25 protein-coding genes are annotated in these 20515 nt (G+C 37.7%); 17 read left to right on the top strand and 8 right to left on the bottom strand.

Going from position 1 to position 20515, the window contains the following annotated elements:
- The first annotated feature begins 395 nt into the window (after positions 1-395).
- Positions 396-1037 carry a class I SAM-dependent methyltransferase gene (locus AO843_RS16520; RefSeq protein ID WP_054612189.1) on the top strand — a complete coding sequence of 214 codons (642 nt, stop codon included), beginning with the start codon at positions 396-398 and terminating at the stop codon, positions 1035-1037.
- 6 nt (positions 1038-1043) lie between these two features.
- Complete coding sequence (locus tag AO843_RS16515; RefSeq protein ID WP_054612188.1) at positions 1044-2021, top strand: HD domain-containing protein; 978 nt, start codon at positions 1044-1046, stop codon at positions 2019-2021.
- A 42-nt stretch (positions 2022-2063) separates the two neighbouring features.
- Here the strand turns inward: AO843_RS16515 and AO843_RS16510 are convergent, their stop codons facing one another.
- On the bottom strand, positions 2064-2360 hold the full coding sequence (locus AO843_RS16510) for a hypothetical protein (RefSeq protein ID WP_082389499.1): 297 nt from the start codon (positions 2358-2360) through the stop codon (positions 2064-2066).
- A gap of 287 nt (positions 2361-2647) precedes the next feature.
- Here AO843_RS16510 and AO843_RS16505 point away from each other — a divergent pair, with 287 nt between their 5' ends.
- From AO843_RS16505 to thrS, 8 genes are all read left to right on the top strand, one after another.
- Positions 2648-3046 carry a MarR family winged helix-turn-helix transcriptional regulator gene (locus AO843_RS16505; protein WP_054612186.1) on the top strand — a complete coding sequence of 133 codons (399 nt, stop codon included), beginning with the start codon at positions 2648-2650 and terminating at the stop codon, positions 3044-3046.
- The gene (locus AO843_RS16500) at positions 3046-3393 is read left to right on the top strand and encodes a DUF3147 family protein (protein WP_054612185.1); all 348 of its coding nucleotides are present in this window, start codon (positions 3046-3048) and stop codon (positions 3391-3393) included. The genes AO843_RS16505 and AO843_RS16500 overlap by 1 nt, the downstream gene beginning before the upstream one ends.
- A 14-nt stretch (positions 3394-3407) precedes the next feature.
- The gene (locus tag AO843_RS16495; protein WP_054612184.1) at positions 3408-3890 is read left to right on the top strand and encodes a GNAT family N-acetyltransferase; all 483 of its coding nucleotides are present in this window, start codon (positions 3408-3410) and stop codon (positions 3888-3890) included.
- A gap of 51 nt (positions 3891-3941) precedes the next feature.
- Entirely contained in the window at positions 3942-4406 is a 465-nt protein-coding gene (locus AO843_RS16490) for a hypothetical protein (protein WP_054612183.1), read from the top strand.
- A gap of 134 nt (positions 4407-4540) precedes the next feature.
- Entirely contained in the window at positions 4541-5050 is a 510-nt protein-coding gene (locus AO843_RS16485) for a hypothetical protein (RefSeq protein ID WP_054612182.1), read from the top strand.
- A gap of 137 nt (positions 5051-5187) precedes the next feature.
- Positions 5188-5781, top strand: a complete 594-nt coding sequence (locus AO843_RS16480; protein WP_054612181.1) for a hypothetical protein — start codon at positions 5188-5190, stop codon at positions 5779-5781.
- 11 nt (positions 5782-5792) lie between these two features.
- Positions 5793-6149 carry a hypothetical protein gene (locus AO843_RS16475; protein ID WP_054612180.1) on the top strand — a complete coding sequence of 119 codons (357 nt, stop codon included), beginning with the start codon at positions 5793-5795 and terminating at the stop codon, positions 6147-6149.
- Positions 6150-6790: 641 nt separating this feature from the next.
- On the top strand, positions 6791-8704 hold the full coding sequence (gene thrS / locus AO843_RS16470) for a threonine--tRNA ligase (protein ID WP_054612227.1): 1914 nt from the start codon (positions 6791-6793) through the stop codon (positions 8702-8704).
- A 108-nt stretch (positions 8705-8812) separates the two neighbouring features.
- On the opposite strand, the gene AO843_RS16465 is transcribed toward thrS, so the two are convergent.
- Both AO843_RS16465 and AO843_RS16460 read right to left on the bottom strand, forming a co-directional pair.
- Complete coding sequence (locus AO843_RS16465; protein WP_054612179.1) at positions 8813-9283, bottom strand: hypothetical protein; 471 nt, start codon at positions 9281-9283, stop codon at positions 8813-8815.
- Between the two features lie 161 nt (positions 9284-9444).
- Positions 9445-9615 carry an aspartyl-phosphate phosphatase Spo0E family protein gene (locus AO843_RS16460; RefSeq protein ID WP_054612178.1) on the bottom strand — a complete coding sequence of 57 codons (171 nt, stop codon included), beginning with the start codon at positions 9613-9615 and terminating at the stop codon, positions 9445-9447.
- A gap of 909 nt (positions 9616-10524) precedes the next feature.
- Here AO843_RS16460 and AO843_RS16455 point away from each other — a divergent pair.
- A complete protein-coding gene (locus AO843_RS16455; RefSeq protein ID WP_054612177.1) occupies positions 10525-11082 on the top strand; it encodes a histidine phosphatase family protein in 558 nt (185 codons plus the stop codon).
- Positions 11083-11233: 151 nt separating this feature from the next.
- Here AO843_RS16455 and AO843_RS16450 read toward each other — a convergent pair whose 3' ends face one another.
- The gene (locus AO843_RS16450) at positions 11234-11788 is read right to left on the bottom strand and encodes a GNAT family N-acetyltransferase (RefSeq protein WP_054612176.1); all 555 of its coding nucleotides are present in this window, start codon (positions 11786-11788) and stop codon (positions 11234-11236) included.
- Positions 11789-11961: 173 nt separating this feature from the next.
- Between AO843_RS16450 and AO843_RS16445 the strand changes: the two genes are divergently transcribed.
- Genes AO843_RS16445 through AO843_RS16435 form a run of 3 tightly spaced genes read left to right on the top strand, consistent with a single transcriptional unit; the run spans position 11962 to position 13468 of the window.
- A complete protein-coding gene (locus AO843_RS16445) occupies positions 11962-12552 on the top strand; it encodes an SMI1/KNR4 family protein (RefSeq protein WP_231630181.1) in 591 nt (196 codons plus the stop codon).
- Entirely contained in the window at positions 12552-13043 is a 492-nt protein-coding gene (locus tag AO843_RS16440) for a GNAT family N-acetyltransferase (RefSeq protein ID WP_054612174.1), read from the top strand. The genes AO843_RS16445 and AO843_RS16440 overlap by 1 nt, the downstream gene beginning before the upstream one ends.
- 20 nt (positions 13044-13063) lie before the next feature.
- Complete coding sequence (locus AO843_RS16435) at positions 13064-13468, top strand: GNAT family N-acetyltransferase (RefSeq protein ID WP_369814432.1); 405 nt, start codon at positions 13064-13066, stop codon at positions 13466-13468.
- 17 nt (positions 13469-13485) lie between these two features.
- On the opposite strand, the gene AO843_RS16430 is transcribed toward AO843_RS16435, so the two are convergent.
- A complete protein-coding gene (locus AO843_RS16430; RefSeq protein ID WP_054612172.1) occupies positions 13486-14223 on the bottom strand; it encodes a class I SAM-dependent methyltransferase in 738 nt (245 codons plus the stop codon).
- Positions 14224-14415: 192 nt separating this feature from the next.
- Between AO843_RS16430 and AO843_RS16425 the strand changes: the two genes are divergently transcribed.
- The 3 genes from AO843_RS16425 (at position 14416) to AO843_RS16415 (ending at position 17102) form a co-directional block, all read left to right on the top strand.
- Positions 14416-15168: a CPBP family intramembrane glutamic endopeptidase gene (locus AO843_RS16425; protein ID WP_054612171.1), complete on the top strand. Its 753-nt coding sequence runs from the start codon at positions 14416-14418 to the stop codon at positions 15166-15168.
- Positions 15169-15261: 93 nt separating this feature from the next.
- Entirely contained in the window at positions 15262-16431 is a 1170-nt protein-coding gene (gene ccsB, locus AO843_RS16420) for a c-type cytochrome biogenesis protein CcsB (RefSeq protein WP_054612170.1), read from the top strand.
- A 260-nt stretch (positions 16432-16691) separates the two neighbouring features.
- Positions 16692-17102, top strand: coding sequence for a hypothetical protein (locus tag AO843_RS16415; RefSeq protein ID WP_231630180.1), 411 nt, complete (start codon positions 16692-16694; stop codon positions 17100-17102).
- 68 nt (positions 17103-17170) lie between these two features.
- On the opposite strand, the gene AO843_RS16410 is transcribed toward AO843_RS16415, so the two are convergent.
- The 3 genes from AO843_RS16410 to AO843_RS16400 form a co-directional block, all read right to left on the bottom strand.
- On the bottom strand, positions 17171-17371 hold the full coding sequence (locus tag AO843_RS16410) for a cold-shock protein (protein WP_054612169.1): 201 nt from the start codon (positions 17369-17371) through the stop codon (positions 17171-17173).
- Positions 17372-17605: 234 nt separating this feature from the next.
- Positions 17606-18232, bottom strand: a complete 627-nt coding sequence (locus AO843_RS16405) for a response regulator transcription factor (protein ID WP_054612168.1) — start codon at positions 18230-18232, stop codon at positions 17606-17608.
- Positions 18207-20405, bottom strand: coding sequence for an ATP-binding protein (locus tag AO843_RS16400; protein WP_054612167.1), 2199 nt, complete (start codon positions 20403-20405; stop codon positions 18207-18209). Before AO843_RS16400 ends, AO843_RS16405 begins: the two co-directional genes overlap by 26 nt.
- Between the last annotated feature and the right edge of the window lie 110 nt (positions 20406-20515).

The raw sequence follows: 20515 nt of genomic DNA, 5'->3' as shown, positions 1-20515 counted from the left end.
TTATACCATTATTATCCTATATTTATTAGTTTTACCAAAATATGATTAAAGTTTATAATATAATAACTAGAATGTACATGTTGTAAGAAGTGATTAGAATGAATAAAGAGATGTATGGTAGAAGTCTTATCGAGAATAGGGAATTTGTAAATTCATTCGAAAGTATACTAATAGAAGATTTGAAAAATAAATTATACTTAACTGATTACTTAACTATGGTCTGTTTTGGTTGTTAAACAAAAGTAATAAAGCGTTAGTTATTTTCTGAATTGTTCGATAGACAGATAATTGCTATAATTGAATGAATTGGTATATAAAGGGGGAATTGTTATGACACAGATGATGATAGGTCAACAATACAATGCTTGGAGAATTTATTCAATTTAGGAGGCACTATGATACTAAATCAACAAGGCTTTGATCTATGGGCGGAAGGCTATGACCAAACCGTTCAACTAAGTGAAGAGAATCATCAATATCCATTTGCGGGCTATAAAGACATTTTAAATAGAATTTTTAATGAGGTCATGCAAGTGCCAACATCGACGGTATTAGATATTGGCTTTGGCACAGGTGTTTTAACAGCAAAGTTATACGAGCATGGGCACTCTATCTATGGCTTTGATTTTTCATCTAAGATGATTACCATTGCACAGACAAAAATGCCACAAGCTAACTTAATCGAATGGGATTTATCGAATGGCCTGCCTGCAGCGCTGATGAATAAACAATATGATGCGATTATTAGCACGTACGCCCTGCATCATTTTAGTGATGAGCAGAAGGTTACCTATATCACGCAATTATTACATCAACTAACACCAAATGGCAAAATTTTGATTGGTGATATTGCCTTTCAAACAAGAGCGCAGCTAGAACAATGCCGCCTGGATAGTAAAGACTATTGGGATGATGATGAGTTTTATTTTGTCCATGAGGAGCTAAAAACTTTCTTGCAGGATCATTGTCAGCTGCAATTTTACCCAATCTCACATTGTGGTGGAGTTTTTGTGATATCGAATTGTGCTAGGGGATAGACATAAATGCTAATTAGAGACGTTCTATATGGAGAATTCGAAATTGAGGGTGTGTTAGAGGAACTTATTCATTCCACGCCCATTCAACGATTAAAAGGAATTCATCAAGCAGGAGCAGGCTATCTGGTGAATAATCAATGGCACATCACAAGATACGAGCATTCAATAGGTGTTATGCTACTGATTAGAAAGTTTGGAGGGTCACTGGAGGAACAAATTGCAGGGCTATTGCATGATGTTTCTCATACCGCTTTTTCGCATGTAATAGATGTTGTCCTTGAAAATGCTGAGGAAGATTATCATGATACTTTATTGCTGGACGTCATCCAGCCATCTGCAATTCCTGAAATTCTTAACAAATACGGTTATGATGTGGAGAAAATTTTATTTGATATGACGAGGTGGCCTTTGCTTGAGCAGCCAGCACCGGAACTTTGTGCAGATCGTGTGGATTATACATTAAGAGATATGTTTGGCTATGGCCATGCTTCATCAGAAGATATTCAAAGATTTTTACAGGATGTATTCGTTTTTCAAGGGAAGCTATGTGTAAAAACGATCGACAGTGCAGAATGGTTTGTGAAAACGTATTATCAAGAAGTAATAGATTTTTTCCTGCATCCTTTAAATATTTATGCGACTAGTACGTTAGCAGATGTGTTAAAACTATCACTAGAAAAACAAATTCTAACACTTGGTGATTTCCAAAAGACTGATCTTGAAGTACTGGGGCAAATGAGGGCATCACATGATCAAGATGTGCAAGCTCTTTTACAACAACTTCATGAAAATGTAGAAGTAAGGGAAGAACAAGTGAACGATGATATTCATTTTCATAATAAAGTACGACTGATAGACCCAACTGTCTATCATCTACAGCGATTATGGAAGGCTAGCGAAGTATCAGACCATGTAAAAACAATGAACGCCTATGCGATGAGTAGATTTGAGCAGGGTGTTCGCGTGAAAATTATCAAAAGTTAGGCAATAAATAAGGAGCTGTCAAAAGGCAGCTCCTTTTCTCTATTAGGCGAACATTGATAAAATAAATTTGCCAGATAGCATAAACACGGCATAGACAGCAAGCGCACTCATAACGGAAATACCTGGTTTAAACCAGCTTGTTAAGAGGAAGGCGAGCATAGTAAATAACAGCATGCCAACCGCTCCAAATACAGTGTTTTGTAAGACGGTATGAAAAGTATCTTCTTTCATATTTTTCATTTGCATACCCATATTAATAAGTGTCAAAATCGGCAAGGCTGTAATGATGCCTGACAAAAATAAATAATTCGATTGGCTCAGTAAAAGCGCTAATACCATAATGGTGCCACCTACTAAAAAATAGAGAAAGTATAACATAAGATGCCCTCAATTACATTTAGAATAGAGTAATAATACTGTAGAAAGTCAGTGTCTACAAGTAGCCATCGATGGTATTGAGCGAGATGTGCAAAAAATTAGAATTCTATGAAAATGAAAGAGCATATTCTTGTTAGTACTTTTTCTTAAGGGAAATGTCTGAAAATATAAACTTTATATGGAGACTGTTAATATATCGTATTATACGATATAATCGTATTTATCGATATATTAAAGGAGTTACCAAAATGATTACAGACATAAATGAGTATTTTACAACGATCTTTTATCATCTACATACAACACATGAAGATGTGATTTCCCATCAAAGCGTACGTATTTTACAGATGATTCAAAAGGAAGAAGAAGTAACAGTGCGTGATATTGCAGGGTTACTAAATATTTCCCATAATACAGCGTCAGAGCATGTCAAAAAGCTAGAGCGCCATGGCTGGGTGTCGAAAGAACGTGCGAGTGACGATCAACGGAAGGTTATTCTCCACTTGACAGTAGAAGGGTTACAGGTGCTGAAGAAAAACTCAGAATTAGATGAGGAGAAGCTAAAGCGCGCACTTCATCAGCTAACAGAACAGGAACAACAAGCCATCCTACAGGCATTCCGACGACTAAGTGAGGTGGCGAAATAATGTATACATTCTTTAAAATTCTTAGTTCTGCAGCAATTATTGGTGTGGTGACAGAAGTGGCACGTAGATTTCCTACCTATGGCGGGATTATTGCGGCATTACCATTGGTGAGTATTTTAAGTATTATTTGGTTGACGGTACAAAGTGAATCGAGTGAGCATATCCAGCGCTTTACAGTCGGTGTCATTGTTGGTTTGCCAGCAACGATGTGCATGCTATTTGTTATTTACATGGCGATGAAATCTTCTATTCATATTGTCTTCGCCATAGGTCTAGGTGTACTTTCTTGGGCGGTATTCTTAGGCATTCAAAAGGCCATTGCAGGTGTTTTTCATATTTCCATTTAACAAGGAGTTTAGACATGACGATAATAGCGATTCAACAATTACCACAACAAAATGTGCTTCATTTTTTTAGGGAGCATTGGGGAACGACAGAAATGGTCATTTCAAGTGGGATCTATGACTGTAGTCAATTAGAGGGCTTTGCTTATGTAAATGACCAGCAAGAGATGATAGGTCTTGTCACTTACATTATTCGTAAGCAAGACTGTGAAATTATTTCTCTAGATAGTCTAGTGGAAGGCAAAGGTATTGGTTCAGCGCTAGTAAAAGCGGTAGAACAAGTAGCATTGGATCACGGTTGTACATGCATTACTCTTATTACAACGAATGATAATTTACATGCCTTAAAATTTTATCAAAAACGAGGCTATTTTTTAATAGAACTACTGCGAGATGCGGTCGAGAAGGCAAGAGCCTATAAGCCTTCTATCCCACTCATCGGCAATGATGGCATTCCGATACGAGATGAATTACGACTACAAAAACAACTTGACTTCTAAAAAGTCAGGTTGTTTTTTGTTATACTGAGTAAGTGGAAAGAGAGGGAGCGTATGAAAAAAATACTATTTACATTATTACTGAGTGTGCTTGTGGTTGGCGCCGCATTTATGATTTATCTCAAGAGTAATCCACCACTTGTCATTCAAAGCTATACAAGCAAGCAGGGCAATGAAACGGTAAAAATCATTGCGATAGAAAATAAAGGATTACGAGAAATTAAGCTTAAGCAATTACTTGTCAATGAAAAACTTCCTGACAGCGCTGAGCTTGTCATTAGTAAGTCGGAACCATTCGAGATCGAAACAAAGCTAGATGGAAATACAAATATGTCTTTTCATAAATTAACGCAAGTTAAAATTTTACCTCGTTCATACATAGATCAACAAGCAATTGGTAAGCAACCGCAGCATTATGCTGTTCAAGTCAAAGCATCCGACATCAAAAAGGTAACGATTAAATACGACTATTTACGAATACCTTTTACCCTTACGGCTGAGCTACAACAGGGCCAATAGACAGATAAGACGCTAATTTTGTCTTATCGTTTATGCCTGTGTCATATCCTAAGATTGTTTGGTGAAAAGCACCTATCTCTCCTAAATCATGGTAATCTTATAGTAACAGCAATCGTGATACTAGGAGGGACCTAATGGCATTTATCATAATTGGTATAGTACTATTTATCTGTGTTATCACTGTGGCTTTGGTGTTTATAAAGAAATTTTTGAAAAATGATATTATGCTTGAAGTAACAGCAACCGCTGAGGGGAAAAATGAATTAGATCAAGCAATAATGAAAATATATTTTACGTATTCCATTGGCAAACTTGCTAGAAGGAAACGTCAAATCATAGGAAGTATAGAATGGTCCGATGGGTGGATGCCTGTCAGCTATAATTTAAAAGAGAATGGTGTGTATCGTGAGGAAAGGCTACTTTATGTAACAAAGAATCAGTCTTATTCAACCTTTGAATTTCATGCATCCAATGCAATAGATGATCAAGGGCGAGGGGAGGGCTATGCGGTTCTAGTATTGGAAAATCCAGAAATTTCCCATAGATCATCCAGAGCAGGTGTTATTCTCGCTGTCACAGCCAATATGGTTACATATCAATTATCCGACTCGACAAGCTGGCACAATGATGTTGTCATCAATTAATTTGAAGAATTAGCTACCCAAAGAATAGGGTAGCTTTTTTATTGGATCTGAAAAGTAAAATTAGGTTGATTATGGAACCAAATGGTGGAAATAACGTATAGAAAGAAGAAGGACTTGTAGGATGGAGGAGAATGGAAATGCACGAAATGCCAACCAATCACCAAAAACGATTAGCAATAGATGAGCAAATATGCATACTCTTACTGCAGCGGAAAGAGCTCTCCAGCCAAACGAAAGATTTCCCAACAGATGAAAATATTAAGGAGTGGGCACAAAAATATGGTTTCGATGACACTTATTTAGCTATGATTTTTAGTATGATCAGATCAGAAAAATATTATCAACCTCGTATCGAACCAGCTGGCTTTCGTCAATATATTCCTGTTTTGCAGTCCCAGGAAGTGGACGATCGAATCTATACAATTTCCTATATTCGCCAGTACGAAAATGCTAGTGTCGTGCAGTTATTAATGGACTGGGATTCACAGCAAGACACCCACCAAAATATTCGTCAAAGAATAAAGCAGCGCAACCATCTAGGATTATTTATAGATAAGCACTACGAATGTCGCAATACTGGTGCGAGAGGCTCAGATGGGCATGAAAGTAACACATTTGTGGTGACACCACCATTGCCTGATGACATACAAGGACTCAGTTTTAACTTTAGAGAATATCAGGATGTTTTTGAAGAAAAACCTACAGGGTTTGCTGTCACCATGCATTGTTAGGGGGATACTAAATGAAAAAATGGATAGTCCCAATGATCCTGCTACTCCTGTTAGCAGCTTGCCAGAGCCCTGATCAGGAAGTACATTATATTGCTAAAAGTGAACATTGGAAAGCGATCTACCATAGTAATGCTGAGCAAGGGTTACGCTTATATTATCTTGGTGATGGATATGATGTAGGGCCTTTACAAATCACCATTGAAGGGGAAAAAGAATCCAGAAGTATCATAGATGTTCAGTTAAATAAAGAGGGATATTACGCCTTTACAAAAAAAGAAAGTGAAAAAATTTTTAAACGTAATGCTAAACCCATTATTCATATGGAATGGCAATCTGATAGCGAGACTTTAGATATAAAAAATCATTAGGAGTTAATAATAATATGCGTATTGATAAAAAGAATATTTGCAGCACCTGTCAAAGTTCTTTTCTGCGTGACAAGACGTTTGATAGTTATTTTTGTCCGAGTTGTAATAAGTGGCAAGAGGAAACTTGTGATGATGAAAATTGTAAATATTGTAAAAACCGACCTGAACGCCCATTGCCAATCAAACGATAATTTTTATATTTCAATGTTTGACAAAAAAATCAGTATTCGTTATAGTAATTAACAATTTCATGCAAAGATGAAATGGGCAATGAAAAGGACAAGAGATTCGATCAATCATTTTCAGAGAGGGAGGCCTTAGCTGCAAGCTTCCTAATGTCGTGATCCCATCTTACTACCTTGGAGCCGTGCTTGGAAACTTGCACCGTTTTTTGCAACGTTACAGCAAAATCAATGAGCCACTAGTCCATTAACTAGTGGGAATTTGGGTGGAACCACGGGTAATGAACACATACTCGTCCCTTCGTAGGGGCGGATATGTGTTTTTTTATTTTTATCCTCATTCTGAAGCTGAATGAGGATAAAGCCTTTGGCAGATTCATGGATTTTCCATTTGTGCGCGCACAATCAGTCTTCTATGACGCCAAGGCAAAATTGATAAAAATAAAAGGAGTCGAGAACATGTCAAATCAAGTTATTCACATTCAATTTCCAGATGGTCAACAGCAAGTATTTACAAAAGGCGTGACACTAACCGATATTGCCCAAGCGATTCGTCCTGAGCTTCGCAAAAAAGCAGTGGCTGGGAGTGTCAATGGAACCATCGTTGATTTGACGCGCCCGATTATGGAAGATGCTCAAATTACATTGTACGATGCAAGCTCTAAGGAAGGGATAGAGGTTATTCGCCATTCAACGGCCCATTTATTGGCGCAGGCTGTAAAACGAATATACCCACATGCACAATTTGGGGTAGGGCCAGTGATTGAAAACGGCTTTTATTATGATATAGAGATTGCGGATACACTGACACCAAGTGATTTGCAACAGATTGAGAAAACGATGAAACAAATTGTACGGGAAAATGTACCGATACAGCGACGAGAAGTTTCACGCAATGAAGCCAAGCAACTATTTGCACATGATGCGTTAAAGCTAGAACTATTGGAGGCGATCCCCGCTGATGAATCCGTAACAATTTATGAGCAAGGTGAGTTCCATGATTTATGTCGAGGACCCCATGTTCCTTCTACAGGAAAGTTACAGCACTTCCAATTAATGCATGTGTCGGGTGCTTATTGGCGAGGCGATAGCAACAATCAAATGCTTCAACGTATTTATGGTGTCGCCTTCGCTACAAAAGAAGAACTGCAAAAATACTTTGTGTTTTTAGAGGAAGCTGAGAAACGAAATCATCGTAAATTGGGCAAAGAACTGTCATTATTTATGTTTTCAGAGGAAGCGCCGGGTATGCCCTTTTATTTAGCAAACGGGCAAATTTTACGCAATGAGCTAGAATCCTACTTGAGAAATTTACAAGCGAAATATGACTATCGGGAAGTACGAACACCACTGATGATGAATCAGCGATTATGGGAGCAATCAGGTCATTGGGATCACTATAAGGATAATATGTATTTTACGCAAGTGGATGATCAAAGCTTTGCCTTAAAGCCAATGAACTGTCCTGGACATATGCTAATCTTTAAAAATAACCTTCATTCTTACAGAGATTTACCTATTCGCATGGCAGAATTTGGGCAAGTGCATCGACATGAATTTAGTGGTGCACTGAACGGATTGTTACGTGTCAGGTCATTTTGTCAGGATGATGCACATATTTTTGCCACACCGCAGCAAATTGAGGATGAAATAGCGCTAGCTCTAAAAATTATCGATGAGGTCTACAACGTATTTGGTTTCCAATATACGATTGAATTATCTACACGACCGGATGACTTTATGGGAGAGCTGTCATTATGGGATCAAGCCGAAGCGGCACTTGAAAATGTTCTGAAGAATTTAGGTATCGCCTACACAATCAATGAAGGGGACGGGGCTTTCTACGGACCGAAAATCGATATTCATATTAAAGATGCCATTCAACGAAGTCATCAGTGTGCAACGGTACAGCTCGATTTCCAGCTACCAGAGAAATTTGATTTAACGTACATTAATGAACACAATGAAAAAGTAAGACCAGTTGTTATCCATCGAGCGGTGTTTGGCTCTATTGATCGTTTTTTAGGTATTCTCATTGAACATTTTGGAGGCGCGTTCCCAATTTGGCTTGCACCGCAACAAGTGCAAGTAATTGCTGTAGCCGATGCCCATCAAGATTATGCCAAGGAAGTTGTTAGAGCCCTACAACAGGCACAAATCCGAGTGCAAATAGATGATCGACAGGAAAAGCTTGGGAAAAAGATATGGGAGGCGCAATTGCATAAAATACCGTATATCATTGTAATCGGTGATCGGGAGGCTGCTAGTAAAAATGTGTCTGTCCGGAGACACGGGCAACAAGCCTCGCTTGAATATTCGCTGCCACAATTACTAAAAGAAATAACAGTAGCCATCAAACATAAGAGCTTATAAAAGAAAGCTTGTCTTGAATATACCTATTATTCAAGACAAGCTTTTAAAAAAATAATTTCTATTTTTTTGAAATGACTACTAGAATCTAGGTGATGTGCATACAATGAATTAAAGGTCCTTGCTCCTCTCTTGGAATTGGGATTGACCAAGTATAACTGTTTGTGTTTCAGCGTCAATGACTAGAAATTTTCGATAGGTTTCATTGGTATTGTGCTGAAAAGATGCTAAAAAATAAACTTGTCGATTGGGATGAATAAAAGTATGTTGAGAGAGGTCGATTGTTTCCTGTTTACTATTGGTTTGTAAATAAAAGTTTGCAGTTGCCTCTGCTATATTTCTAAAGGCCATTTTTTTCCGAATATTCCATGAAGCATTGCGATATTCCTCGTAAATTGTACGATTAAGCTGCTGATAAAATTCGTCCTCATCACGAAACGATTGAAATTGGTTGTTTGGATATTGATATAGTGTATTTATTTCAGTTGGTGTGCAAAGTGTGGGTGCTGTATAGTCTACTGAATGTTGGGGTGGCAATAATATTTTGGAAACAACCATAAAAGTTAAGATGAATACATGCATCATTCAACCTCCAAATGTCTTCTTATCAAAAACATCGCCTAGTTTTTCTGGATCTATACATGTAGAGGTTTGGCTAGCTGAATGCAAAGATAAAACCAGCCAAAAATCAGGTCTGGCTTTACCCATATCTATACTTTCTTCTATTATATGCCTCGTTATGATTAGGAAGCTTGTGCTTGTTTTAAATATCTATTTAGTAGGACATCCAATTCTTGACTGTAATCTACTACAACCGGGTGGGTGAAACCAAGATCCTTTGCCTTTTTATACATAATTCTACGTTTGATCTCAATTTCCGCCTTCAAGAATTGTTTAAGCAATAAGTTTACCAAGATATTTTCCTCCTAATTTTTTATCCTTATTCTTGAAATGAATTTCTTATGACCTCGATTCAACTTTTTCATTGTATATCACTTATATTAAAAAAAATGTCATATTGTGTACCGTAAGTCAAATTCGTAATTTAGTCACAGATAAGGACCTTCATCCTGTAAGGTGGAAAACAAACGATTTCTCCTTACTAGTTAAAAAGATATGGTAAATTATCCTTTTATTGAATAAAAATTATGACAAACAACCCTAATCATTGAGATGATGGGGTTGTTTGTTTGTGTAAATTTAGAAAAAATTAAGGGCAAAAGAGAAAGGGATTAAACCTTTTATACTATGAAAAAAGTTGTTGTTTGAGATTGAATTTTCCGACAATTTACGGCGTCATTCGTATCTTGTCACATTTTATCAAATTAGCTTTGATGTTGTTTAGAAATGGGGACATTTCATTGTGTATGGTGAAATGTTGAGAATTATTGAAATTAATGGAATAATAGAAGGGGTATGAAAGAGTAATTTTGTTGTCGCTACTTTTCCAAATAAACGAGCAGCATGTGAAGTGGAGGAGCTCTCACATGGGAACCATCCGTTGGAATACCTTTACTAAAATATGAAACGTATCAACTTTTCTTATATTGATATTATTACTACGTTGAAAATAGTTGAGTAAATGCTGTCTCGCTAGATGCATTATAGGCCATTACATATAGTAATCACGAATACGCAATAAAAGAATTGTTTGAGCAACAACTTGAAGTGAATTGGTTTGTTTGATGTAATGACGAATAGCTTTAATAAAACGCGCACTTCTGATATGCATGTTTATTTGGAAATTTCTGTGGATAGTAGGGGATCTTTGCATGGCAATATCATTTATCCTGATTTAGCAAGTGATGGTAGAGGAGACAAGAATGACAGAATTATATTTTGTGAGACATGCACATGCCGATTATTCCGAGGATGAATTTCGTCGTCCGTTATCATTAAAAGGGATTAAGGGTGTAGAAAGAGTGACATCCTTATTCAACGATCAACGCATCGATGCAGTATATTCGAGTCCTTATAAAAGAGCCATTCAAACAGTACAGGGTATTGCTAAGTATCATGATGTACCAATCCAAACAGTGGATGCACTAAAAGAACGGCAGCTTGCCAATGGAGCGATGGAAAACTTTCGGGAAGCGCTACAACGAGTTTGGCAAGAGCCGAGTTTTGCGTGGACTGGTGGGGAATCCAATCAGCAGGCAATGACACGGGCTGTACAGAGCTTACAATCTATCATTCTTTCTCACCCCCATGACAACATTGTTATTGGTACACATGGCAATATTATGGTGCTGATGATGCAATCCTTTGATACACAGTATGATTATGCTTTTTGGCAAAAGCTGACTATGCCTGATGTCTACCGATTATCTTTCCATGAGCTGACTTTATTAGAGGTAGAACGGGTATGGCAAGACTACTAGTGATGGTTGATGGAAGGGTCCATGTAAAGGACTATGATTGAGGCAGTTGGATAGAACAAAGTGGATGGATTCGTTAAATCCAGTCTGTGTTGATGTAAAGGAAAAATCCCAAAGAAGACATGATTTATGTATCTCCCTTGGGGAATATCCACTAGTTGATTTGAGTCCATTCAGAACGTAATAAGCCAAATACTATTAGGTCATGGAAGGTGCCGAAGCGGAATATTTCATTTCGTAAATGGCCTTCCTTCGTGAAGCCGCATTTTTCATAGGAGCGAATAGCTGCCGGATTAAAGCTGAATACTTGCAGTTTAATTTTTTGAATAGCCATGTATTGGAAAATGAATTCAATAAGTGTTTTCATAGCATCCGTGCCATAGCCCTTTCCTTGCCATTGCTGTCCAATTGAAATGCCCACAGAACAAGTGCTATTTTGCCAGTTTACGGCAAAAACACCACAGGAACCAATCAGTTGCTGAGTCGCTTTTTCATAAATACCAAAGAAGAATTCATCTTTTTTTCCACTAATAGAATGAAAGAACGCGGAATGGTCCTCCATCGTTTGAGGGAAGGGAATTTCATCATTAGCTAGGAGTAAAGTTTTTGTTTCACTTTCAATGGCTACAAATGATTCTAAGTCAGCGGGGGCCATTTGCTGTAAAGTAATTGATTGACCCGTTAAAAATGTTTTTAAATAATGATCCATGTATGATTCTCCCTTTAATAAGGGCTGCAAGTATCGTTACAACCCCTAGATTAATAGCAAAACTTTAACGTCTCCTACAATTTTGGCACCCATAGGCACAACTCCTTTAGTTTGAATGCTTAAATTGTACCATGGTTACCAATTTCGGGGAATATTTTTTAAGAGAGGGAGGAATGGCCGTGCATACAGCCTATTTTAAGAATTTACTGCAATATTTACCGCAAGAGGAGCAACAACAATTACAAAAAGCACATGGTGCTACAGACGCACAAATTGAAAGCTTACTAGAAATATTTCCAAATAGTCCGCAATCCTTAATTGAACTACTAAAGGATGTCAATGGCACTTACCATTGTCAGCATGGGCAAGAAACCATTAGTGTGCTTGTACTAGGTTCTGATTTAGGGGATTATCCCTATTATTTAAAATCTGTTGAGCAAATCCTAGCAGATGTTCAAAATCAGCGTGAAACAATTTTTGAGCGTTATCAGGACTTTTTAGAGTATGTGGACATAGATAAAAAGATAAATATGCATGTACCTTTAAATGAACGATTATGCTTTGCAGATTGCATGAATAATGGCGGAACATCAAGTTTATATATTGATTTTTCGCCAAATGAAGGTGGACAGGTAGGACAAGTGGTCCGTTATGTCCATGATCCCGATGGTTTTGAGGTCATCGCCACTTCCTTTGATGAATATTTACAACAGCTTGTAGATGGGGATTATGAATTCACAATTCTATACGAGGAGGAGTTCTGATGGCCCTGCAGTTAATGTTCTATGAGGACAAGGCGCAATCATTAATAGCGCAATATACAATTACAGAAGAGCAGCTTCGCTATACAAAGTCTCCAAAAGATAGTATTGAACTTGCCAAGCAGGATGACAGCAGACATGCTGTGTTAGCCATAGATGGAGACAAGTTGGTAACCTTTTTTGTAATACATGAAAAAGAAGGGGTAAAGCCATACTCCTCTAATGAACAAGCGTTATTAATCCGCTCATTTTCTACCGATTACCATGAACAGGGCAAAGGGTACGCTAAAACAACCCTCCAATTGTTACCGGACTTCGTTCGTCAGCATTTTCCACATATTAATGAGCTAGTACTGGGCGTGAATATGCCAAATGTAGCAGCGCAAGCACTCTATGCAAAGTGCGGATTTGTAGATGAAGGTAAACAGGTAATAGGCTTTGGCGAAGAGCTAAAAGTGATGAATTATTTTATGAAGAAGGATGTGGCAAATTGAGTTATATAAAAGAGGCTGGAATGGAGCATTTCCAAGCATTATGTGCAATCGATCAAGAAGTGATTGGGGATACATCCAGAAGCGGGGAAATTCAACAAGCAATCGAGGAGAAACGCTGTCTGCTCTACCAATCCACCGAAGATATTGCGGGTTTTTTGATCGTTTCTCATGACTTTTTTGGCTATGACTTCATTTCCTTAGTCATTGTCAAGCCATCAGAGCGGAGAAAAGGCATAGCCTCTGCATTATTAAGTGCTTATGTGAAAATAGCCAAAACATTGAAGGTTTTTTCCTCTACGAATCAATCCAATACAAGTATGCAGCAAGTATTTCAAGCAGTAGGGTTTGTCAAAAGCGGCTTTATTGATAACCTGGATGAAGGTGATCCAGAAATTATTTATGTGAAAATAGCCTCACCGCAATAGTAGGGTGAGGCTCTCGTTTATTTTTTTGCTTTGATGAATAAAAACGATGGTCGGCGAAGTTCCTTTTCAATAGATGGAAGCTGTTGAATGGCTTCCTTGCTTGGGATGGGCTCTACGATTTTATCTATCGATAAACCATGGTCAATTAATGTATTAATCATAGTAGCGATCGTGCGGTGATATTTGACAACCCCATCCACCAACCAAGTTTGCTGTCGCAAGCCTTCCTCCTGGTAATGATCCATGGCATAATGAAGTCGGTACCCTTGTGTATCATAGATCCAATTATCCTCCATTGTTTTACGAGAGGTAGCAATCGGATGCTCCACAGAGAAAATAAAAACACCGTCTGGACTTAGCATTCGTGCTATTTGTCCAATGACCGCCTCGAAGTCTTTGACATAATGAAGCGAAAGTGAACTTGTTATACAATCAAAGCGATGCGCTGCTACTTCATAATCCTCTATTGCTTGCAGCTGATAGTCAATTTGTGGATGGGCATTTTCTAATTGAGCGATGGTCAACATATTGCTCGAAACATCCAATGCTGTCACATGCTTGGCATGATGATCGATACAATATTTGGCGAATTCACCCATACCACAGCCAATATCGAGTATTTGTAAATTCAATAAAGGTGGCAGTAAAGACTTCATTGTAGGTTGCTCCAAGAGACGATTATAGTTAGATGTTTTTTGGCGTAACGCCTTATATTGATGGAAGAATTCAGGATTGTCATAAATATTTTGTTTCATTTCAACCTCCAGTTTGTGAAACATAACGTTATGTCATTTGTGCGCACTTTTATTTTCCCATGCTAGAGGAAAAAGAAATAGACTTTTATTGCAATTTTTTGTAAGATGTAGATAGAGGCATGCCATAACTTGATCATGATTAATTACCATCTATTTACAAATAGATGGTTTGTTTTTTTAAGGAGGACACTAATGAAAAAAAATGTTCTATTCATGACGACGTTTTTTTTATATTGCCTAACATTTTTGACGCATTATTTTCTTACTTTCTTTGAGCAGGGGAGGGCATTTCTTGGTACTACAATGGTAATTCCTTTGCTTTCCGTTATCCTCATACAAAAGATTTTTGCTAGGCTCCCAGTCCTATCAACGTTTTCTTTCACTAAACCTACATGGCCATGGCTCCCAGCCAGCATAATCATACCTTTTTCATTAGGCCTCTTATTACATAGTTATTTTTATTTTACTCACCATGATTCTTTTCTCATCAAGACTCCTTCCCAACTGATCATGTTATTGCTAATTGGGCTTACCATTAGTACAGGCTCCGCTCTGCTAGAAGAAATCGTCTGGCGAGGCAATTTCCATGTTTATTTACGGCAACACTATAGCTTCTGGTCGACTGCTTTCCTAATCGGCATATTGTGGTCGTTCTGGCATTTACCTATTGCCCTGCTATACAAGTCTTATATTATGCCAACAGTGGGAATACCTGCTTATTTGTTGCTTCTTTTTGTTTTATCCCTCATGCTTTCAATCATTCGAGAATGTGGTCAATCTATTGTGCCTGTTGCTATTTTCCATGGCATGATGAATGTCTTTTACTTAAGTGATGGACATGACATGACCATTTCTCCAGATAATCAAGAACTTGTTAAATGCCTGATGCTGATCGTGTTCTTTTTCCTTTTTTGTCATAGAAATGTAACAATTCTTAAAAAATAAAAAATTCAAAAGGAAAATATGGCACTTCTTGTCATTCATGTCGTTCTTATTAGTTGGAAGCATATTCCGTAAAAAAACATTGGAGGGATTCCGTTGAATCAAGAAACCTTATTATCCATTAGTAGCAATGCCTTATTTGTTGCCTTCATCTTACTACTGATTGCGATTGTGCCATTAGGGCTTGCTGTCAAATCAAAGGGGAAGATGTTTGGCAAATTAGGACTGCTTCTTACTTATGTAGCCTTTGTCCTGCAACTCGTTTATTTTGTTGTGAGATGGATGGCTGTAGATCATGCACCCGTCAGCAATATGTATGAATTTATGACATTTTTTGGCATTATGCTCACTGGCAGTTATCTAATCATCCATTTTTTATACAAACAAATCGTGGTTGGCTTATTTACAATTCCTGTGTCCTTAATCATCCTCGGCTATGGAAGCGTTTTCGCAAAGGAAGTGTCACCGCTCGTTCCTTCCTTACAAAGCCACTGGTTAACTATACATGTAATGACCGTTGCTTTTTCTAGTGCGATTTTATCGGTGTCTTTTGCCACTGGTTTGATTTTCTTATTAAGAACATTGGATGTGTCTAAGAAATCCATCAGTACATATGCACTAGAATTCGTGTTGTATTGTTTGGTTGTAGTAATTGGTTTTATTGGCGTATCGACTTTTTTCAGTCTAGCAACCGACGAGGTACAGGTACAATTTGAGAATGCTCAAGGACAGCCAGAAAAAGCAGTCTACTCAATGAAGCCACTGATTGTCAATAAAGGGGCAGTCATAGAGAATGGTGATGCGGTTGGTTTAATAGAAATTACAAACAAAATAGATGCTAAAAAATCTAATTCGATTGTCTGGGCATTTATGGTCGGTACGGTCTTGTATGCTGTCATTCGCCTCATCACAAGAAAATCGGTGAGTGCTCTATTAAAACCATGGACAAGTCGCGTTCAACCACAATTAATGGACGAAATTTCCTATCGTGCAGTCGTTATCGGCTTCCCATTATTTGCATTAGGAGGACTGTTGTTTGCTATGATTTGGGCACAAATTGCCTGGAGTCGTTATTGGGGCTGGGACCCTAAAGAAGTATGGGCATTGATTACCTTTTTATTCTATGCTGCATTTCTCCATTTCCGTTTATCCAAAGGTTGGGAAGGGGAGAAAACGGCCTGGTTGGCCATCATCGGATTCGGTATCATCGTGTTCAATCAGGTGTTTGTCAATTTAGTCATTGCAGGCCTACATTCTTATGCGTAGTTATAGAGAAGGGGCCTCGTTTGTTTTTTAAAAAAAGACCTCGCTCATTTGCGAGGTGGAGGTAACATTGTGATAGATCTGTTCAAAAGTGAGTGTTATGTAATCAATCTAGCATTTCCAACAGAGTCAGTGTCGAGCGATCAAACCAAGCTGTTCATCGGCACAGAGTTCCCCATTTAGATAGAACGTGACCCAAAACATAGCCAAATGATCCAATAACTTTTCAAATTAAGCATCTTTTGAAAGGATGAAAAAATCCAATGCCAATGTCCTATTTTCTAAAATTGAATATTGTTAGTGTACTGTATGGTTTGCTATTCTTTATATCCATGGAGTTACAAATCAATTATTATCGACTACTCAGACTTACAGGATGGGCAGGAGACATCTTGGATACTTTCTTGCTTATTGTTCAATTAGTGGGACTTATTGTAGCGACAGTGTGTATGTATAAGCTCGTTGTTACATGGCTTGGGCATCGTCGCGTTGTATATGTAACAACGATTCTTTGGTTGCCGTATACTGTGATTTTTACAATGATTTTTGCCTATCTGTTTCCTATTTCTCATAGGGGAGATATGCCGGTACCTGTGCAAGGTCTTATCTTATTGGTCTTGCTTGTGGGGTATCCGTTTTATATTGGCATGATTAGTATAGTTGCTAGGACGTAAAATAGGCCAAAAAAGAGACATCCTCATTGGATGTCTCTTTTCATTTGCTCGTCTATGTTAAGTGAATATTATAGTTTCACTACATTCGTTGCTTGAGGTCCGCGGTTGCCTTCTTCTACGCCGAATTCAACTTTTTGGCCCTCGTCTAAAGTTTTGAAGCCATCTGATTGGATCGCTGAGAAATGTACGAATACATCGTTGCCACCTTCAACTGCGATGAAGCCAAAACCTTTTTCTGCGTTAAACCATTTTACTGTCCCTTGTGTCATGTAAACACCCTCCCAAAAAAATTCAACAATCAATTTCTTCAATCACATATAAAAAACGTATTCAAAAGCTCGTATTACCTTTGAATACGCGTTTTTAATCGTAGCAATGAAGGAATGTAATTATTAGCTTTATTATAGTACAGAATTGTTTGTATATCCAGTATATTCCGTTTTTAGTAAGAAAAAATTTACATTTGTAATCTATTAGTAATGAAATGAAACGTTCTTCTAGTATTAGTCAATCCATGCTTTTTCCTTCGCAACTATTACTGCTTCTGCACGCGATTCTACGTTGAGTTTAACGAACAGTTTTGATAAATAGTTCTCTACGGTGCGTTGTGTGACGCCGATAGCAGAGGCAATGGCTTTATTCGTACAGCCTTGAGCAACAAGTTGTAAAATCTCCTGTTCTTTATCGCTGAGTAACACTTCTTGCTGGACATTCGGCAGATTTGACCGTTGTTGGACAAAGTCTAAGAAATCTGCTGCTAGTAATATTTCGCCTCGTAGGGCAGCTTGAATCGTTTGGATGACCTGCTCTTTCGTTGCTAGTTTTGATAATAAGCCATCAATCTTTTTCTCAATTAACAGCTCATAATAATCGGAAAGCTCATAGCCTGTATAAAGAATAATGAGGGCATCTGGTTGTTTCTTCTTGATCATTTCCGCTAGTTGGATACCATTAATTGGCTTCATATTAATGTCAATCAGAAATAACTGAAAGGCTTCTGTATCCATTCTTGGTAAAACTGCTGCACTATCCTGTTCTGTTTCAATTTGGACATTGGCTAAATCTTGTAACAATGTTTTCGTACCATCTAAAACGACAGGATGGTCATCTATAATAAGTATGTTCATCATATGAATCCCCGTCCTCATGTATTTGTATAAAAATATGCATGCCTTCATTTTCGCTAGATTGTATGGTGATGTCCCCGTTAAAAGCACGAACACGTTCACGGATCCCATTAATGCCCATGGAAGCGGAGGACTGAATTAAATCCTCGATATCACAACCTACTCCATTATCATCATATTGAAGGATAAAACCTTGAGGAATCGCTTTTAGTTGCAGTGAAACCTCGGTTGCTTCTGCATGCTTGATCGCATTATTTAATAGCTCCTGTACTAGGCGATAGACAACTAGATGGAGCGTGACATCCTGAAATTCTACTCGTTCAATTTGAGCACTTAATAAAAAGTCAGCCCGTATTTTTACCTTTTGAATCAATTTTTTTAAGGCCATTTGTAAGCCAAAGGTATCAAGTAACGGTGGGCTTAAGTTCTCACAATATTCTCGTAAGTCCTTTGTGGCATTCAACAGCTGTTCACGAATATCCAGGATGGTTTCCTTTTGAATAGTAGGGGTGCCAGCTAAGACATCTAGTTCTCTTGCTAAATGTAGCTGCTCCTGCAAAATCGTATCGTGTAATTCCTGTGCTAAAATGCTCTTTTCTTTCTCAATAATATTCCATAGCAGTTTATCAAGCCAAGGAAGCGGTGTATCACTGGTGTTTTTCATATGTTGAACTTCACGCACTAAATCTTCAATTTGCTGTAAATTATTGATAGACATTGAAACATACAGTGCGAGTAGCTCTAACCAAAGTAGCTCTTCCTTTTGTAGAGAATGCCTAATTTCTAACATTATTTTTTCATCACCAGCATCATGTAACAGCAATTGTGTGTAGTGGCTACCGAGCAGGGAAGAGGGCGTGTCTTCGGTAACCGTACTGATGTGAAAGGCTGTCGTGCCCAGCTTTTCAGTGATTTCATACTTAAAGCGATCCAGTAATTCTTGTTGATTTTTGGCTTTTCCCATACGTTGAACCGCAGCATATAAATTATGTACATAATTTCCAGTTGAAGAAAAAATAATTTTTCGATATTTAAAATCTATACGTTCCTTGATATAAAAACTAGCCATCATCACCATGAAAACTAGTAAAAAAATACTTGTGACATGGACTATGGATAATTGCCCGATAAACAATAGGGCAATACCTGTCGTCAGTAGAAGTGCACTGAAAAAGGCCAATGTTGAATAATAACGTAACCGTGATAATTGGTATTCAATATCAAATAATCGTTCATTAACCTGGATGAACAGAAATGAAAAAGGAATAAATAATAAAAATAACGCGGCAATATCAGCGTGTAATAACGGCTTATGACCGAGAATTTCAGGCGTGACGAAAAAGACTAGGAATGGTAAAAACGGAATGATAAAAGCAATGGCAATCAACCGAATCTTAGCCAATTTGGTGCGCAAATAACTCGTTAATAAAATATAAATAGCGTATAGCACAAGGACCGCGAATACACTCAAGTTTAAGAGTGGCGTAATCTCTCGGAACGAAGGTACAAAACCTTCTAGTAAGTAACAACCTGGGATGATAAGTGGTGAAAAATAAAGCCACTTGCTGTCAATATAAGCCCAATTGATTTGTAGGTAACAGAAAAAGTGCTGTAAAAAATGAATGAAAAGCACCATGCATAAAATAATGCATATACCAATAACAACTTGCCCAATAAGATTGGCCCTGGCAGATGCCCCCATACTGATATAAGCCAGGGAACAAGTTAATAAAAATAAGGTCAATAAAAATGTCGGAGGGTTATCTTTGTTACGTTGCCATAAATACATGGCCACACCAAAAGCTAAGAGAAAATAAAAGATCGGGAACAAAATTTGCAAATATAATTCTTCTGGCATATCTGTATGCTTCACGTCTATAGTTTGAATCGTCCCATCAGACTTTTGGATGGTTAACTGATTGGCACTTCTAATAAGTGAAAATAATTGCACAGAGCGATTGTCCCAGGTTGGTTGCCCATCAATGGAAAGGACGATATCGCCTTTTTCAACGTTTTTTTGCTGAGCCCAGGAAGGGTAATAGCTATCCATAATAACAGCTTGACCATTTGTCGTATCAAGGGTGAGACTAATAAACGGTGTTTTTATGGCAATTGTTAATACATAGATACCAAGAATTAAATAAGTAAGAAAAATACTATAAATCCATTTTTTCATTGTGGAACCTCAGTTTGTTAGATGATAATAATCTCCTATATATTATCGCTAATTATTGATAAATTTGGAATACCGAAATGAAGGGTTTCGGAAAACCACTATTGTTTTTT

Source organism: Lysinibacillus sp. ZYM-1 (genome assembly GCF_001308875.1).
Lineage (GTDB): Bacteria > Bacillota > Bacilli > Bacillales_A > Planococcaceae > Lysinibacillus.
Note: the sequence above shows the minus strand (reverse complement) of the source record. Positions and strands in the feature narration are given on the sequence as shown.